This window comes from Sphingopyxis sp. H050 (genome assembly GCF_001468265.1).
GTDB lineage: Bacteria > Pseudomonadota > Alphaproteobacteria > Sphingomonadales > Sphingomonadaceae > Sphingopyxis.
Genome location: NZ_LNRZ01000002.1, coordinates 182263 through 198358, shown reverse-complemented (window position 1 = coordinate 198358; position 16096 = coordinate 182263). Strand labels below are relative to the sequence as shown.

At 65.2% G+C, this 16096-nt stretch carries 14 protein-coding genes; 6 read left to right on the top strand and 8 right to left on the bottom strand.

Annotated elements, in window-relative coordinates; all coding sequences use genetic code 11:
• Positions 1 to 205: 205 nt before the first annotated feature.
• The gene (locus ATE67_RS04030; RefSeq protein ID WP_058815360.1) at positions 206 to 1594 is read right to left on the bottom strand and encodes a helix-turn-helix domain-containing protein; all 1389 of its coding nucleotides are present in this window, start codon (positions 1592 to 1594) and stop codon (positions 206 to 208) included.
• A 141-nt stretch (positions 1595 to 1735) separates the two neighbouring features.
• Between ATE67_RS04030 and ATE67_RS04025 the strand changes: the two genes are divergently transcribed.
• The gene (locus tag ATE67_RS04025; protein WP_058815359.1) at positions 1736 to 3328 is read left to right on the top strand and encodes an isocitrate lyase; all 1593 of its coding nucleotides are present in this window, start codon (positions 1736 to 1738) and stop codon (positions 3326 to 3328) included.
• A gap of 303 nt (positions 3329 to 3631) precedes the next feature.
• Entirely contained in the window at positions 3632 to 3931 is a 300-nt protein-coding gene (locus tag ATE67_RS04020; protein ID WP_058815358.1) for a WYL domain-containing protein, read from the top strand.
• A 29-nt stretch (positions 3932 to 3960) separates the two neighbouring features.
• On the opposite strand, the gene ATE67_RS04015 is transcribed toward ATE67_RS04020, so the two are convergent.
• Positions 3961 to 4944, bottom strand: coding sequence for a TerC family protein (locus tag ATE67_RS04015; RefSeq protein WP_058815357.1), 984 nt, complete (start codon positions 4942 to 4944; stop codon positions 3961 to 3963).
• Positions 4945 to 5031: 87 nt separating this feature from the next.
• The gene (locus ATE67_RS04010; RefSeq protein ID WP_058815356.1) at positions 5032 to 5214 is read right to left on the bottom strand and encodes a DUF465 domain-containing protein; all 183 of its coding nucleotides are present in this window, start codon (positions 5212 to 5214) and stop codon (positions 5032 to 5034) included.
• Positions 5215 to 5474: 260 nt separating this feature from the next.
• On the opposite strand from ATE67_RS04010, the gene ATE67_RS04005 reads away from it, so the two are divergent.
• Positions 5475 to 6230, top strand: coding sequence for a crotonase/enoyl-CoA hydratase family protein (locus ATE67_RS04005; RefSeq protein WP_058815355.1), 756 nt, complete (start codon positions 5475 to 5477; stop codon positions 6228 to 6230).
• Between the two features lie 347 nt (positions 6231 to 6577).
• Here the strand turns inward: ATE67_RS04005 and ATE67_RS04000 are convergent, their stop codons facing one another.
• From ATE67_RS04000 to ATE67_RS03980, 5 genes are all read right to left on the bottom strand, one after another.
• Positions 6578 to 7402, bottom strand: coding sequence for a response regulator transcription factor (locus tag ATE67_RS04000; RefSeq protein ID WP_082660195.1), 825 nt, complete (start codon positions 7400 to 7402; stop codon positions 6578 to 6580).
• Positions 7403 to 7511: 109 nt separating this feature from the next.
• Positions 7512 to 8828 carry an amidohydrolase gene (locus ATE67_RS03995; RefSeq protein WP_156416904.1) on the bottom strand — a complete coding sequence of 439 codons (1317 nt, stop codon included), beginning with the start codon at positions 8826 to 8828 and terminating at the stop codon, positions 7512 to 7514.
• A 16-nt stretch (positions 8829 to 8844) separates the two neighbouring features.
• Positions 8845 to 9501, bottom strand: a complete 657-nt coding sequence (locus tag ATE67_RS03990) for a DUF4893 domain-containing protein (RefSeq protein ID WP_058815352.1) — start codon at positions 9499 to 9501, stop codon at positions 8845 to 8847.
• An 84-nt stretch (positions 9502 to 9585) separates the two neighbouring features.
• Positions 9586 to 10371, bottom strand: a complete 786-nt coding sequence (locus tag ATE67_RS03985) for a 3-hydroxybutyrate dehydrogenase (RefSeq protein ID WP_058815351.1) — start codon at positions 10369 to 10371, stop codon at positions 9586 to 9588.
• A gap of 37 nt (positions 10372 to 10408) precedes the next feature.
• Positions 10409 to 11554, bottom strand: coding sequence for a patatin-like phospholipase family protein (locus tag ATE67_RS03980; RefSeq protein ID WP_058815825.1), 1146 nt, complete (start codon positions 11552 to 11554; stop codon positions 10409 to 10411).
• 172 nt (positions 11555 to 11726) lie between these two features.
• On the opposite strand from ATE67_RS03980, the gene ypfJ reads away from it, so the two are divergent.
• The 3 genes from ypfJ to ATE67_RS03965 are packed head-to-tail and all read left to right on the top strand — an operon-like array spanning position 11727 to position 15984.
• Positions 11727 to 12629 carry a KPN_02809 family neutral zinc metallopeptidase gene (gene ypfJ, locus ATE67_RS03975; RefSeq protein ID WP_058815350.1) on the top strand — a complete coding sequence of 301 codons (903 nt, stop codon included), beginning with the start codon at positions 11727 to 11729 and terminating at the stop codon, positions 12627 to 12629.
• A complete protein-coding gene (locus ATE67_RS03970) occupies positions 12602 to 13879 on the top strand; it encodes a metal-dependent hydrolase family protein (protein WP_058815349.1) in 1278 nt (425 codons plus the stop codon). The genes ypfJ and ATE67_RS03970 overlap by 28 nt, the downstream gene beginning before the upstream one ends.
• Before the next feature lie 35 nt (positions 13880 to 13914).
• On the top strand, positions 13915 to 15984 hold the full coding sequence (locus ATE67_RS03965) for an alpha/beta hydrolase family protein (protein ID WP_058815348.1): 2070 nt from the start codon (positions 13915 to 13917) through the stop codon (positions 15982 to 15984).
• Positions 15985 to 16096 lie beyond the last annotated feature (112 nt).

Below are 16096 nucleotides of genomic sequence, written 5' to 3'. Positions count from 1 at the left end.
CTCTTTTTTTCGTCATCCTGAACTTGTTTCCGGATCCATGGTCTTTCTTCGTCATCCTGAACTTGTTTCAGGATCCATGGTCGACCGTTTCCTTCGGCGCCGCGTTTAATTCGAGCTCAGGCCATGGATGCTGAAACAAGTTCAGCATGACGAGGGTTGGAGCAGGAATGTCTGGAATCCATCCCCAAAATAGCCAAAAAACCCCTCAATCCCCTGCAAAATCGAACGCACTCATTCCCCGCTCGCCCTCGCGGAACCGCAGCGGACGCCCCAAGGGCGGCATCGAGCGCTGGACGCAGCCCGTGCGCGTGCAGCGCCGGCAACCGAGCCCGATCGGCGTCGTCGCGCTCCGCATCAGGTCGATGCCGCGCGCCGCGATCAGCGGTGCGGCGACCTTGGCATCGACGCCCACGCACACGGCAAAGCGCGCCGGCGTCCCGCTGCCCGTTGCGCCCGGAGCCGCGACGCTGCGCGACTGGGTGAACCAGCGCGAGCCGTCCTCCAGCTCGACCAGATCGGCGATGACTTCGCCGGGCCGCGCGAACGCTTCGTGGACGCCCCACAGCGGGCAGCGCGCGTCCCCGTCGACCAGCGGCGACTGGCTCGCCCCGGCATAGCGCTTGCTCCCCTGCCCCGCGCGGTCGATGCGCAGCATGAAGAAGGGCAGCCCGCGCGCGCCCACCCGCTGCAACGTCGTCAACCGGTGCGCGACCTGCTCATAGCCCGCGCCGAACCGCCGCTGGAGCAGCAACAGATCATAGCCTGTCGCATCGCAGGCGCGCAGGAAGCGGCCGTAGGGCATCATCAGCGCGGCGGCGAAATAGTGGATCAAATGGCGCTCGAACAGGCGCGCGGCGGCGGGTTCGGCAAACTCGGCGCCAGCGACCAGCGCGTCGATCTCACCCTTTGCCTCGACCTGCGCCAGCGTCGCCGCCGCCTGGAAGGTGCGCGACGCGGGACGCAGCAATTCGCTCAGCATAAGTTGCCGGGCGTGCCAGTCGAGCCAGCGCAGCCGATCGGGCATGACGTCGCTCGGCAAAATCCGGATGCCGAGCTGGTGCCGCGTGCGCAAACGCTCGGAAATCGTGCCGTAAAGGTCGCCGCCCGCCAGCCGCAGTTCGTCCGCCAATTCCTCGGCACGCGCGTCCAGATCGGGGAAATGGTTGCGCCATTTCTCGATCGCACGGCGCACCGCGGCAACTTCGGGCGCATCGCCTTCCCCTTCCGCGCGCCCCTCGGGCGCCGCATCGAACAATCGCGCAAAGGCCGCCGCGGTAGCCGGCGCGGTCTGCAACCACTCCTCGACCTCCTGCGAACCGATCCCCAGATCGGCAAAGCGCGGATCGGCGAGCCGTCGCCGCAGCCCCGCAAGCCCGCCCGGCACTTCGTCGGCGCCGAGCTTCGCCGCATCGAAGCCGAACCGCTCGGCGAGCCGCACGATCACCGTGGCACTGAGCGGCCGCTGGCCATGCTCGATCAGGTTCAGATAGCTCGGCGAAATGTCGAGCGCCTCGGCCATGGCCGCCTGCGTCATCCCTGCCCCGCGCCGCACCTTGCGCACCGCCGGCCCCGCAAACACCCGCCGTTCCCCCATCACTCTTGTCACTTTCTTTACAGCTTTACATATTCATTTACACCTGATGCCGATATTTCACAAATATTATTGACAAAGCTTTTCACTTTCCGGGGCAATCTCTCCAACATCCCCCCATCACCTCCTCACAAGGATACGACGATGGGTTATCAGGAAGACATGGCACAGGCGGGTCGCCTCATCCGCGACTATGACGGCACGTGGGACGGCATCAGCGGCGAAAGCATCGCCCGCATGCGCGCCCAGAACAAGTTCCGCACCGGCCTCGACATCGCCCGCTACACCGCCCGCATCATGCGCGCCGACATGGCCGCCTATGACGCCGATCCCGCGAACTACACCCAGTCGCTCGGCTGCTGGCACGGCTTCATCGCGCAGCAGAAGATGATCTCGATCAAGAAGCATTTCGGCACGGTCAAGGGCCGCTACATCTATCTCTCGGGCTGGATGATCGCCGCGCTGCGCAGCGAATTCGGGCCGCTGCCCGACCAGTCGATGCACGAGAAGACCAGCGTCCCGGCGCTGATCGAGGAAATCTACACCTTCCTGCGCCAGGCCGACGCCCGCGAGCTCGGCATGCTGTTCCGCGACCTCGACGCCGCGCGCGCCGAGGGCGACGAGCTCAAGGCCAAGCAGATCCAGGCCGCGATCGACAATCATGAGACTCACGTGGTGCCGATCATCGCCGACATCGACGCGGGCTTCGGCAATGCTGAGGCGACCTATCTGCTCGCCAAGAAGATGATCGAGGCCGGCGCCTGCGCCCTCCAGATCGAGAACCAGGTCTCCGACGAAAAACAGTGCGGCCACCAGGACGGCAAGGTCACCGTGCCGCACGAGGATTTCATCGCGAAGATCCGCGCCTGCCGCTACGCCTTCATGGAACTCGGCGTCGAGGATGGCATCATCGTGACGCGCACCGACAGCCTCGGCGCGGGCCTCACCAAGCAGATCGCCTTCTCGAAGGAACCCGGCGACCTCGGCGACCAGTATAACAGCTATCTCGATTGCGAAGAGGTCGAAGGCGCGGGCAACCCCGGCGATGTCCTTATCAACCGCGACGGCAAGCTGATGCGCCCGAAGCGCCTGCCCTCGAACCTCTATCAGTTCCGCCCCGGAACCGGCGAGGATCGCTGCGTCATGGACTGCATCGCCAGCCTGCAGAACGGCGCCGACCTGCTCTGGATCGAGACCGAAAAGCCGCACATCGAACAGATCGCCGGCATGGTCGACCGCATCCGCGAAGTCGTCCCCAATGCCAAGCTCGCCTATAATAATTCGCCGAGCTTCAACTGGACGCTCAACTTCCGCCAGCAGGTGTTCGACGCCTGGGAAAAGGAAGGCAAGGACGTCACCGCCTATGACCGCGCCAAGCTGATGAGCGCCGATTATGACGCGACGCCGCTGGGCGAAGAGGCCGACAACCGCATCCGCACCTTCCAGCGCGACGCGGCGAAGCGGGCGGGCATCTTCCACCACCTCATCACGCTGCCGACCTACCACACCGCGGCGCTCAGCACCGACAACCTCGCCAAGGAATATTTCGGCGACGAAGCGATGCTCGGCTACGTCAAGGGCGTCCAGCGCGCCGAAATCCGCCAGGGTATCGCCTGCGTGAAACACCAGAATATGAGCGGCAGCGACATCGGCGACGACCACAAGGAATATTTCGCCGGCGAAGCGGCCCTCAAGGCCGCGGGCAAGGACAATACGATGAACCAGTTCGCCGCATAAAAGCCGCGGGGGGGGGGGGGGGGAACCGTTCGCCTCCTGACACGAGTTCGGCGCGAGGGGCCCGTTGCACCCCCTCGCGTCACCTTTCTTGGCGCGGGGCCCTTGCGACCCAAGCCCCGCGCCTCCCGAGCTTTCCTGGGGAGGAAAGCCTGTCCGTCGGAAGCCGAGAGGCCTCCGGCGGACATTTTTATTGGCAGGGGAAAAGGAAAGCTGCGTGTATGGGAACGTTTTCCACTTGCCCGCCCAAGGTGGAATGTGCATTCTTGCTGCAACGCACAATACCCCCTCCCCAAGGCAATTCTCATGGACGAAACTCGGCTGAAAGTGATGGAAGCCATCGCGCGCCGTCGGCGGGTCACCGCCCAGTATAACGGCACGCGCATGACGCTGGCCCCGCACCAGATGTTCGAACGCCACGGCGCGCTGTTCATCAGCGCGCTCAATCTCGACAAGGCGTGGCGCTCCGACGACGAGCGCCGGCTCGGCCATTTCAAGCTCGACGGGCTTGGCGCCGCGCAGGTCGAGGAAGAAGAGTTCGAGCCCCTGCCCTCGTTCGAAGCCGCGGCTCCGCGCGACGACGACGTCCTGCTGATGGCGGTGTAAGAGGCGGGCGTTTCCGCCCGCCCCTCGTATCAGGCCGCCGAGGGCTCCTCCGCCTTCGTCTTCACCAGCGACCAGATCACCCCGCCCGCGATCAGCGCGACGGTGACGCCCAGGCTGATCAGCGGCGGGAACTTGTCCCCGCCGAGGATGAAGTCGGCGACGAAGATCTTCGATCCGATGAAGACCAGCACCAGCGCCAGCGCATATTTCAGGTAATAGAAGCGGTGCACCATCGCCGCGAGCGCAAAGTAAAGCGCGCGCAGGCCGAGGATGGCCATGATGTTCGACGTATAGACGATGAACGTGTCGGTCGTGATCGCGAAGATCGCGGGCACGCTGTCGACCGCAAACACCAGGTCGGCAAGGTTGATGACGACCAGCGCCAGGAACAGCGGCGTCGCGGCGAGCGTGAGCTTGCCGGTCTTCGTATCGGGCACGCGCACGAAGAATTTCTCGCCGTGCAGTTCGTGCGTGATCGGGATGTGGCGCGACAGCCATTTGACGACCGGATTGCCCGCGACGTCCATCGGCTTTTCGCCCGCGAACAGCATCTTGATGCCCGTGAAGACGAGGAAGGCGGCGAACACATAGAGCAACCAGCCATATTCGGTGACCAGCGCCGCGCCGCCCGCGATCATGATGCCGCGCAGCACGATCACCGCAACAATGCCCCAGAGGAGCGCGCGATACTGGTAGCGCGGCGGGATCGCGAAGGTCGCGAAGATCAGCGAGATGACGAAGATATTGTCGATCGACAACGCCTTCTCGATGAAGAAGCCGGTGTAATATTGCAGGCCGGCCTCGCCGCCCTTCTCGATCCAGATCCACGCGCCGAACGCGAGCGCGATCGTGATGTAGAGCGCCGAGAGTTTCAGGCTCTCGCCGATCCCCATCTCCTTATTCTCCTTGTGGAGAATCCCGAGGTCGAACGCGGTCAGCGCGACGACAAGGCTGATGAAGGCGAGCCAGAACCAGACCGGGGTTCCCAGCCAGTCGGCGAACAGAAATTCCATGATGATGATCCCTGGGATGCGCCAAAGGCGCCGCCCCTTCCCATTGCGGGAAGCGGGGCAGCGTCTCCGGCTTTGTCTTGTGGTGGATTAGATCGCCAGCGCGGGCTGGCGCGACAGGCTCGCGAGGCGCTTGCGCACCGCGAGCTTCAGCGTCTTCAATCGCAAAAGCCGGAACGGATCGGCGCCGCGGCGGTGGTTCTCGCGGCGCAGCGCATCATCGATCTGGCGATGCAGTTCGGTCAGCCGGTAAAAGCGCGTTTTGAAAGTCATAAGGGCCTCCTGATTGATGAAATCAAGCAGGTGACGCCGATGCCGGACCCGGGATTGAGGGGGGAGGTAGGCCAAGCATCGGTGTCACCCGATGCGGTCCGACATCACGTGGCGGAAGAGACTTCCGCCGACGCCAGAGGGGCCCGGCCCGCATAGCTGCTATATAGGATGGCGGCGGATGCGTTGCAAGGCTTTGCCCCTACCCCTTTCATCGTGCTAGCCGGGCAAGGCACCGGATCGCCGGGCAATGGGGAGAGACTATGACCGTCCGTATCGACCATGACGGCCCGGTGACGATCGTCACCATCGACCGGCCGGGCAAGCGCAATGCGGTCGATCCGCTCACCGCGCTGGCTCTCCGCGAGGCCTTCAGCGCCTTTGCGAAGGACGACGACGCGCGCGTCGCCATCCTGACCGGCAGTTCGGGCCAGTTCTGCGCGGGGTTCGACCTCGGCGCGGTCGGCACGTCGCGCTATGACCCCGACGGTCCGGGTCCGATGGGCCCGACGCGCATGCTGCTCGAAAAGCCGGTGATCGCCGCGGTCGAGGGCCACGCCGTCGCGGGCGGGCTGGAACTCGCGCTCTGGTGCGACATGCGCGTCGCGGCGGAAGGCGCCATCTTCGGCGTCTATTGCCGCCGCTGGGGCGTCCCGCTCATCGACGGCGGCACGGTGCGCCTGCCGCGTATCGTCGGCCAGGGCCGCGCGATGGACATGATCCTGACCGGCCGGCCCGTCGCCGCCGACGAGGCGCAGCGCATCGGCCTTGCCGACCGCGTGGTGGCCGACGGGGAGGCGCGCGCGGCCGCGGTCGAGCTTGCAAAGCAGATCGCCGCTTTCCCGCAGGTCTGCATGAACAGCGACCGGCTCAGCGCCTATCGCCAGTGGGATTTCGACCTCGAAGCGGCGCTCGCGCACGAAGCGCACGCCGGCGTCGCGCCGCTTCGCGAGGGCGCGGCGGCGGGGGCCAAACGCTTCACCGAGGGCGCGGGCCGCGGCGGCAGCTTTGCACAATGAATGAGAGCGGCGACTAAGGGGTGGGAAACTGACGTCTCTCCCTGATCCCCGGCGAAAGCCGGGGTCCAGGGACGTCTCAAGCAAGCGCAGAGTTGCGCCGCTCTGGGCCCCGGCTTTCGCCGGGGATCACGATGACAGCAACCAGTCGTTTTCAGACTGTCCCCTATCTCCGTTCGTGTCGAGCGAAGTCGAGACACCCCGAAGGGATGCACGACTGAGGGGCATCTCGACTTCGCTCGATGCGAACGGGTTAGGTAGGCGTGCGGGTCTGTAACCGGTCCTCAGCAGCCATCCATCACCGCATCGCCCGACCGATCACACATGCCGACGGCAAAAACAGCCCGCGATCAATCAACCCGATTGAAATGCGTCGTTTCCAGTCTTTGCCGACTATCGCCCGACCAGACGATGGTTTCCGTCATCGATTTTCGATCCTTGGCGACGGTGTAGACGCGCGTCGACACCCGCGCGCCCGCCTTTCCCAGCGTCATGACCAGCGTGTTCGGCGCCGGCTGCCGCAGCGCAACGCTGTCGATGAAGTCCATATTTCCGGTGACCGGCACCGGGACGCCGTCCAGGGCAGCGGTCGATTCCGCATGACGGCTGGAGCCGTCGGGCGCGACGATTTCGACGCGCGTCGTCCATTTGCCATCCTGCGACGCGTGGAAGGTCATTGTCACCCGTTGCGGGCGCTCGTCCTCCGGCAACTGCGATGCGTCCAGCGACCAGCGTCCGGCCAGCGGCGGCCGCCGCCACGCCGTGCTGTAAACGGTGTCCCGCTTGGCGGCCGGATCGGCGGACGGCGCGACCGCGAGCATCAATCCGGCAGCGGCCATGGGTAGTGCAAAAAGCATGACGATCATTCCTTTCGATCCGCGAACCCCGATGGCCGCGGCGTGCCCCGGATCCTTCCCGGCGGCGCGCAGGTTCGAAAGACCGATATTTTCGTCACAAGTTTTTTGGAGGTCCAGCAGCCGCGCCAGTTCGCGGCTGCTGCCGACGCCCGTCTTGCGGCGGGCGGAGCGCAAACGCTCGTTGATCGACGTTTCCGACCGATCCAGATGCGCGGCGATCGTCTTCACCGTATGCCCGGCGGCCAACAGGCGCAGGATTTCCTTTTCCCGGTCGGTGAGGCACGCAGAAAGGCCGACAGCAGGGTCATGGACAGGCATGTCGTTTGCTCACCACAGCGCCGCGAACAGGTCCATCCCAATTTATTTGGGACGCGGCGGCGCGGCCCGGCAAAGCGGCTGACGGCCCCACCGGGTTCGGCGCCTGCCATTATGTCTTCGGCATCAGCTTCATCGCCATCGCCGTCAGCGCCTCGGTCGCGGTCGAGATGACCGCGGGCGCGTCGGGCGCCCAGAACGGCGAATGCAGGCTCGGCAACGTCCGCCCTTCCTTCTTCGCCGCATCATATTCGGCCTGCGGAACGCCGCCGATCCAGATGATCAAGCTCTTGATGTCCTTATTCTCTTCGCGCGAAAAGCGGCTGAAATCCTCGCCGCCCATCACCGGCGGCTGCTGCACGACGCGCGCTTCGCCAAAGCGGGTCTTGAGGAAGCCCGCCATTTCGTTGGTGAAATCGACCGTGTTGAACATCGCGGGGGTGAATTCGTCCTTTTCGATCTTCACCTCGGGCATGCGATCCTCGGGAACTCCCGCCGCGATCGCCTCGCCCTTCGCGATCCGCGCAATGCCGTCGAGCAGCTTCGCGCGCACCTCGTCGGTGTAGCTGCGCACGGTCAGTTGCAGCCGCGCCTCATCGGAGATGATGTTGTGCTTCGCGCCCGCATGGAAGCTGCCGACCGTCACCACCGCGCTGTCGAGCGGGCTGATTTCGCGCGAAACCAATGTCTGCAAGGTCGTGACGATCCGGCTCGCGAGGACGATCGGATCCTTCGTCGCCTGCGGATAGGCGCCGTGCCCGCCCAGCCCCTTCACCAATATGTCGACGCTGTCGACATTGGCGAGTGCATAACCCGGCGTGTAGCCGATCATTCCCGCCGGAAAGCCAGCCGCATCGTGGAAGGCGATCGCATATTGCGGCCGCGGGAAGCGCGTATACAGGCCGTCGGCGAGCATCATGCGCGCGCCCGCGCCGCGCTCCTCGGCGGGCTGACCGATCATCACCAGCGTCCCCGACCATTTGTCCTTGTTCGCCGCCATGATCCGCGCGACCCCGACCCATGCCGTCATATGCGTGTCGTGCCCGCAGGCGTGCATGACGCCGGTCTCGACGCCTTCCTTGGTCGTCACGCGCACCTTCGATGCGCCGGGCAGCCCGGTCTGCTCCACCACCGGCAGCGCGTCCATGTCGGCGCGGACCAGAACGACCGGACCCGGCCCATTCTCCATCACCGCGACGATCCCCGTCCCGCCGACCTTTTCGGTGACCTTGAACCCCAATTTCCGCGCCTCGGCCGCCAGGATGCCCGCCGAACGCACCTCCATGAAACTGAGTTCGGGATTGGCGTGCAGATCCTGATAGATCGTCATCAGCGACGGCATCTGCTTTTGCACTTCGCCGCCGATGTCCTGCGCCATCGCCGGCACAGCCATTGCGAGGGCAGCGACGCCCGTCCACAAACTCCGCATCTTCAAACTCCCCTGTTTAGCTGGCCGGAACGAGCTCGATCACGTCGAGCAAGGATTCATAAGCCGGTGACGGCAACACCAGCCGCCAACGATTGTCGCCGATACGCTCGACGAGGCCCGCCATGTCGCGCATCCGGTCGCTGCCATAGCTGACCGCCAGCGATTCATCGCCGAGCACGAGCGTACCCAGAAACACCTGCCGCTTCAGATTGTCGGGAAACACAAGCCCGACCGGCCGCTGCGAGCCGGTCGTCTTGGTGAGGCTCATCAGCCCCTGCTCGGCCGAAACGCTACAGCGGAACCAGCCGTAAGCGATATAGGCCAGCGTGCTGCGACCCTGCGCGCCGACCTTGATCGTGCGGCAGCGATATTCGCCCGCGGGCAGATGCGGATTAGGCAGCGCCGCGGCCGGCTGGAGCAACGCGCCCTCGCGGTCGATGCTTGCGCCGAACCCTTTGGCTCGGGCATCGGCCAACGCGGCGGTCCAGCTCGAATACCAGTTCCGGATGCGTTCCTTGTCCTGCTCGGTCGCCGTGGCGCGCCAGCTCCCCGCAGGCGCGGCCTCGGCCGGCGGCGGGTCGGCGGCCGAAGGCGGCACCGCCGGCACCGGCTGGCAGGCGCCAAGGGCAAGCCCCAGCGCCAGCGTGGAAATCATTGGGATGCGACCCCGCATTCTCCGTCCCTCCTGGTTCGGTCTTTGATTAACCTTAAGAGGGACAAGGAGAATGCTCAAGGCATCCTGTCAGCCACCCGTCTGTCAGGCAGCAGTCCAGCCGCCATCGACGCTGAGGTTCGCGCCGGTGATATTCGCCGCCTCGTCGCGGGTCAGGAAGCTTGCGATCGCCGCGACCTGTTCGACCGTCACGAACTGCTTCGTCGGCTGGCCCGCCAGCAGCACGTCGTTGATCACCTGCTCGCGCGTCATCTTGCGCGCTTTCATCGTGTCGGGGATCTGGTTTTCGACGAGCGGCGTCCAGACATAGCCGGGGCTGATGCAGTTTACCGTGATCCCCGCATCGGCAACTTCCAGCGCGACGGTCTTGGTCAGCCCGGCAAGCCCGTGCTTGGCGGTGACATAGGCCGATTTGAACGGCGAGGCGACCAGCGAGTGCGCCGAGGCGGTGGCGATGATGCGCCCCCAGCCCTTCTTGCGCATTCCGGGCACCGCATGGCGAATGGTGTGGAAGGCCGCGGTCAGGTTGAGCGCGATGATCATGTCCCATTTTTCGGTCGGAAAATCCTCGACCGGCGAGACGAACTGCATGCCGGCGTTGTTCACGAGAATGTCGACCCCGCCGAGATCCTTGTCGGCGCGCTGGAACATCGCCTCGATCTCGTCGGGCTTGGTGAGGTCGGCGCCGTCATAGACCGCCTTGCCGCCGTTCAGCACTTCCAGCGCCGCTCGCTCCGCCTCGATCGCGGCCGCCTCGCCGAAGCCGTTGATGATGATGTTCGCCCCGTCGGCCGCGAAAGCTTTCGCGATGCCGAGGCCGATGCCGGAGGTCGATCCGGTAACAAGGGCGGTCTTTCCTTGGAGACGCATGATATTTCCTTTCAGGCGGGGGGATTTGCGGGGAGATTCAGCCGCTTTTGGGGCGCAGCATGTCCGACTGGACGGCGAAACTGTCGGACCGCCCCTCGACGATACTTTCGGCGAGCAAGTGCCCCTCCTTCATCGCCGCCTCGACCGCATCGCGGCCGAGCGCCCAGTTGACCTCCATCGTCGAACGCGAAAACTCGAAATCCCGCGCTCCGGTCTGCCAGGCGGGGGGCCGATGGATCAGTTGGACAACGTTGAGCGCCTTGCAGTCGACCATCTTCTCGACCGCCTTCACCTCGGGCAGGTCACGCACGTCGCGCGGCAACTTCGCCAACATCCGGTCGATCAGCCGATGCTCCTTGCGCCGCCGCACCAGCCCGTCCGAAATCCGGCGCGTGCGGCTGGAATAGCGGATATCCTTCTCGCGCGACCACGCCTCTTCCAGATCGTGCGGCCGCTCGCCGCGCGCGGGGAACAGGTCGACCTGAAAGACGAGCATGTCCTCGTTCGCGCTCTCGACGACATGCTCGAGCGGCGTATTCGACACGAGGCCGCCGTCCCAATACCAGACCCCGTCGATCTCGACCGGCGGCAGCCCCGGCGGCAGCGCGCCCGACGCCAATATGTGACGTGCATCGATGCGGTCGGTGGTCGTGTCGAAATAACGGAAATTGCCCGTCTCGACCGCGACCGCGCCGACCGACAGGCGGACCTTGCCGTTGTTGAGCCGGTCCCAATCGACCAGCCGGTCGAGCGTCGCCACCAGCGGCGCGGTGTCATAGAAGCTGACGGCCGCGGGCGTCTGCCGCTCGGCGAACATCGGCGGCGGAATGCGCGGTACGAAAAAGCCGGGCACGCCGAAGGTCGTTACCTGAGCGGCGGCCCCCAGATGTGTCCATTCGCGGATCAGGTCATTGTCGACAAGCGGCAGCGACGGCAGCGCCGATGACACGCCATCCCAGAACTCGCGCATCTTGCCCACGGCTTCGTCGCGCGGATTACCCGCAATGATCGCCGCATTGATGGCACCGATCGAAATCCCCGCAACCCAGTCGAGTTCAATGCCGAGATCGATCAGCGCTTCATAAACCCCGGCCTGAAACGCACCGAGCGCGCCCCCGCCTTGCAGGACAAGCACGACGAGATCGGGAAGCGGCAGGGCAGCACGGGCGGCACGGCGAGGCATGGAGTCGAAACGATCCTTCTCTGCGGTCGGCACCCGCACGCCATTTGTGCACCGCAACAGGAAAGATTGCAAGTCAACCAACGGTATGAAGTGCGCGCGAAGGCCCTTTCAATTGCCTCGCCCTGCTGCCACTATCGGGCGGAGACAGGCACTTAGCGCTGGAGGGACCCCGATGCGCCTCGACGATTATGATCCCGGCGACGACATCCGCGACCTCGGGCGCGGGGGCGGCGGTTTCGGCGGCGGCGGCGGCGGCATGGGCGGCCTGCTCATCGGCCTGCTGCCGATGCTGCTCGGGCGCAAGATGGGCTGCGGGACGATCCTGTTGCTCGGCGTGCTCGCCTTCGTTTTCTTCGGCGGAGGCGCGCAGATGCTGACCGGCGGCGGTACAACCGACCCGATGGCCGACAGCCGCGGCTCGCAACAGGGCATCGCCTGCGACACGGCAGCAGAGAAATTCGCCTGCAACGTCTTCGGCTCGACGCATCAGGTGTGGGGCAGCCTCATCACCAACTATCAGAAGCCGACGCTCAATTTCTTCACCGACCAAAACCGCTCGGGATGCGGCGCCGCGCAATCGGCGATGGGTCCCTTTTATTGCCCCGCCGATCAAGGTGTCTATTTGGACACCGCATTCTTCACCGAACTCGCGGGTCGTTTCGGCGCAGCAGGCGATGCGGCGCAGGCTTATGTCGTAGCGCATGAAGTCGGCCATCACATCCAGACGATCAGCGGTATTTCCGACCAGGTCCGGCAGGCGCAGCAGCGCGGCTCGCAGAGCGAAGGCAATCAGTTGCAGGTGCGCATGGAGTTGCAGGCCGACTGCTATGCCGGCGTATGGGCCGCGCGCGCTAAGACCGCAGACGGTCAGCCCGTCATGGAGCCCGGCGACATGGAAGAAGCGATGCGCGCGGCGAATGCGATCGGCGACGACACGCTGATGCGCGCGGCCGGCCAGCGCCCCGTCCCCGAAAGCTTTACCCACGGGACGAGCGAACAACGCATGACCTGGCTGCGCCGCGGCCTGCAAACGGGGGACCCGCGCCAGTGCGACACCTTCAACGCGTCGTTCTGATCGCCGCAGCGGCCTTCGCCGCGCTCCCGGCCGCGGCGCAGGTCGTCTATGTCAAGACCGGACGGCTGATCGACGGGATTTCGAACGAGGTGCGCACCGGCCAGTGCGTGACGATCGAGGCCGAGCATATCAAGGCCGTCGGTCCGTGCGGCAAGGCGCCCGGCGGCGCGACGATCGTCGACTGGTCGGGCTTTACGGTGCTGCCGGGACTGATCGACCTCCACACGCACCTCGCCGACCTCGGCCAGAGCGCCGACGTTGCGGCGCCGATGAAGGCCTCGCCCGCCGAAACCGCGCTCGTCGGGGCGCATAATGCGCGCGTCACGCTCGAGGCGGGCTTCACCAGCGTGCGCGACGTCGGCGTCTATCGCGGGCTGGTCGATGTGATCTTGCGCAACGCGATCGATCGCGGCGATGTTCCGGGCCCGCGCATGTGGGTGGCCGGGGCCTATCTGACGATTCCGAAAGGCGGCGGCGAACTGAACGGCGTCGTTCCCAACGAAGAACTGCCGCCCGACATGCGGCTCGGCGTCGCGGCCACGCCCGAGGAAGCGGCGCAAAAGACCGCCTATCTGCTCGATCATGGCGCCGACTTCATCAAGACGATCGCGACCGGCGCGGTCCTCGCGATCGGCACCGAACCGGGCGCGCCCGAACTCACGCCCGAACAGCTTGCCGCGATCGTCAAGGTCGCGCATGCCCGCGGCAAGCGCGTCACCGCACACGCGCATGGCGCGATCGGCATCCAGAACGCGATCAACGCCGGGGTCGACAGCATCGAGCATGCCAGCCTCGCCGACGAAGCGACGCTCCAGCTTGCCAAGAAGCATGGCACCTGGCTCGCGATGGACATCTATAATGGCGATTACATCGATGATGTCGGCACCAAAGAGGGCTGGCCCGAGGAATATCTGCGCAAGAACCGCGAGACGACCGACGCGCAGCGCGCGGCCTTCAAACGCGCGGTCGAGCTGGGCGTGAACATCGGCTTCGCGACCGACGCCGGCGTTTATCCGCATGGCCTGAACGCCCGACAGTTCGCCTATATGGTCAAATACGGCATGACCCCAATGCAGGCGATCCAGGCCGCGACCGGCCGCGCGTCCGAGGAAATGGGCCGCGGCGATATCGGCGCGATCGTTCCCGGCCGCTATGGCGATATGGTCGCGGTAAAGGCCGATCCGCTGAAGGACATACGGTCGCTGGAAAGGATCGACCATGTGATGAAGGGCGGCACCGTCATTCGGTGACTTGCAAGCCGGCGCGGCAACGTTAAACCCCCGCCATGCGTAACATGCTCCTCACCAGCGCGATCGCGCTCACCGCCGCCCTTTCCTCCCCGGCACTCGCCCGCCCGATGACCGAGGTCGATCTTGCGACGCTGAAGCGCGTCGCCGCGCCGACGGCCTCGCCCGACGGACGCTGGGTCGTCTTCCAGCAGACCGATACCGAGAAGGAGAGCTACAAGCGCTCGACCGGCCTGTGGCTGATCGACCGCAAGGCCAAGGATGCGAAGCCGTCCCAGATCGCCGACGTCGCCGGCAAGAATGAAACCTCGCCTGCCTTCGCGCCCGACGGCAGCCTCTATTTCCTCTCGAACGCATCGGGCAAGGACCAGATCTGGCGCATCGACCTTACGGCGGGCACCGCCGCAACGCAGGTCACCGACACCCAGGCCGATGTCTCCGGTTTCAAGATTTCGCCCGACGGCAAGAAACTGCTCGCGTGGGGCGACATTCCGAAGGAATGCACCGACTTTGGCTGCGATGCCAAGGACAAGGGGGCGCTGGTCGGCCCCGGCAGCGGCCGGCTCTACAAGGACGGCGTCGGCTTCGTCCGCCACTGGGATGCCTGGGAAACCCCCGGCACCTATAGCCGCCCGTTCGTGTTCAATCTCGACGGTGGCAAGGCGAGCGCCGCGCGCCCCGTCGACGCCGGCCTGATCGGCGACAGCCCGTCGAAACCCTTCGGCGGCGGCGAGGAACTCGCATGGGGCGCCGACAGCCGCACCGTCTTCTTCACGCTGCGCAAGGCCGACCGCCACGAGCCGACCTCGACCAATCTCGACATCTATAGCTGGCTGGTCGACAGCCGGATGATGCCGGTCAACCTGACGGAGAGCAATCAGGCGACCGATACCCTCCCGACCCCCTCGCCCGACGGCAAGTGGCTCGCCTATGTCGCGATGGCGCGCCCCGGCTATGAAGCCGACCGCCAGGTGCTGATGCTCCGCAATCTGGAGAACGGCGAAACGAAGAAGCTGACCGACGCCTGGGACCGCTCGGTCGATTCCATCAGCTGGGCGGCGGACGGCAAGTCGCTGTTCGTCACTGCGCAGGACGTGCTAGACCATCCGCTGTTCAAGGTCGATGCCGCGACGGGCAAGGTCGAGAAGCTCAAGGCCTCGGCCGAAGCCTTCGACGGCACGATCAATGACGTGACCGTGCTGCCGGGCGGGGCCCTCCTTTATTCCCGCAACAGCGCACTGCTTCCGACCGATCTCTACACCCGCGATGCAAAGGGCAAGGTGAAACAGCTGACCGCCGTCAACGCCGCGACGCTCGCCGAATTCGATCCGGTCAAGTTCGACCGGATGCAATTTGCCGGCGCGAATGGTGACAAGGTGTGGGGCATCATCCTGAAACCCGCGAACGCCACCGCGAAGCTGCCGGTCGCCTTCATCGTCCATGGCGGGCCGCAGGGCAGCTTCGGCAATGGCTGGTCGACGCGCTGGAATCCGCGCCTCTTCGCGCAGCAGGGCTATGGCGTCGTCAGCGTCGATTTCCACGGCTCGACCGGCTATGGCCAAGCCTTCACCGACTCGATCAACAAGGATTGGGGCGGCAAGCCGCTCGAGGATCTGAAGCTCGGCATTGCCGCGGCGGGCAAGCAGGACGCACAACTCGACATCGCCAACGCCTGCGCGCTCGGCGCCTCCTACGGCGGCTATATGATGAACTGGATCGCGGGCCAGTGGACCGACGGCTTCAAATGCCTCGTCCAGCACGACGGCGTCTTCGACGCGCGCGCGATGGCCTATGAAACCGAGGAGCTGTGGTTCGACGAATGGGAGCATGGCGGTCCCTATTTCGAGGTTCCCGAAGAGTTCGAGAAATGGAACCCGGTCAACCATGTCGCCAAGTGGAAGACCCCGATGCTGGTCATCACCAGCGAAAAGGATTTCCGCATCCCCTACACGCAGGGGCTCGCAGCCTTCACCGCCCTCCAGCGCCGTGGCGTGCCGTCGCAGCTGCTTGTGTTCCCTGACGAAAATCACTGGGTGCTGAAGGGCGCGAACAGCGTGCAGTGGCACCAGACGGTCTTCAACTGGCTGGACAGCTATTTGAAGAAATAGGGAGCTTTCAAATCCCGTTCGTGTCGAGCGAAGTCGAGACACACCGAAGGCGTGCCCCAATGACGGGCATCTCGACTTCGCTCGATGCGAACGGGAACGAGACGCGTTCCCC

Excerpts from the sequence above, each read along its gene's own strand:
- ypfJ (WP_058815350.1), top strand. The coding sequence starts at position 11,727 with ATGCGCCTCGACGATTATGATCCCGGCGACGACATCCGCGACCTCGGG.
- ATE67_RS03990 (WP_058815352.1), bottom strand. The coding sequence starts at position 9,501 with ATGCGGGGTCGCATCCCAATGATTTCCACGCTGGCGCTGGGGCTTGCC.
- ATE67_RS03980 (WP_058815825.1), bottom strand. The coding sequence starts at position 11,554 with ATGCCTCGCCGTGCCGCCCGTGCTGCCCTGCCGCTTCCCGATCTCGTC.
- ATE67_RS03965 (WP_058815348.1), top strand. The coding sequence starts at position 13,915 with ATGCGTAACATGCTCCTCACCAGCGCGATCGCGCTCACCGCCGCCCTT.
- ATE67_RS04020 (WP_058815358.1), top strand. The coding sequence starts at position 3,632 with ATGGACGAAACTCGGCTGAAAGTGATGGAAGCCATCGCGCGCCGTCGG.
- ATE67_RS04005 (WP_058815355.1), top strand. The coding sequence starts at position 5,475 with ATGACCGTCCGTATCGACCATGACGGCCCGGTGACGATCGTCACCATC.
- ATE67_RS04015 (WP_058815357.1), bottom strand. The coding sequence starts at position 4,944 with ATGGAATTTCTGTTCGCCGACTGGCTGGGAACCCCGGTCTGGTTCTGG.
- ATE67_RS04030 (WP_058815360.1), bottom strand. The coding sequence starts at position 1,594 with ATGGGGGAACGGCGGGTGTTTGCGGGGCCGGCGGTGCGCAAGGTGCGG.
- ATE67_RS04025 (WP_058815359.1), top strand. The coding sequence starts at position 1,736 with ATGGGTTATCAGGAAGACATGGCACAGGCGGGTCGCCTCATCCGCGAC.
- ATE67_RS03985 (WP_058815351.1), bottom strand. The coding sequence starts at position 10,371 with ATGCGTCTCCAAGGAAAGACCGCCCTTGTTACCGGATCGACCTCCGGC.
- ATE67_RS03995 (WP_156416904.1), bottom strand. The coding sequence starts at position 8,828 with ATGCGGAGTTTGTGGACGGGCGTCGCTGCCCTCGCAATGGCTGTGCCG.
- ATE67_RS04010 (WP_058815356.1), bottom strand. The coding sequence starts at position 5,214 with ATGACTTTCAAAACGCGCTTTTACCGGCTGACCGAACTGCATCGCCAG.
- ATE67_RS04000 (WP_082660195.1), bottom strand. The coding sequence starts at position 7,402 with ATGCCTGTCCATGACCCTGCTGTCGGCCTTTCTGCGTGCCTCACCGAC.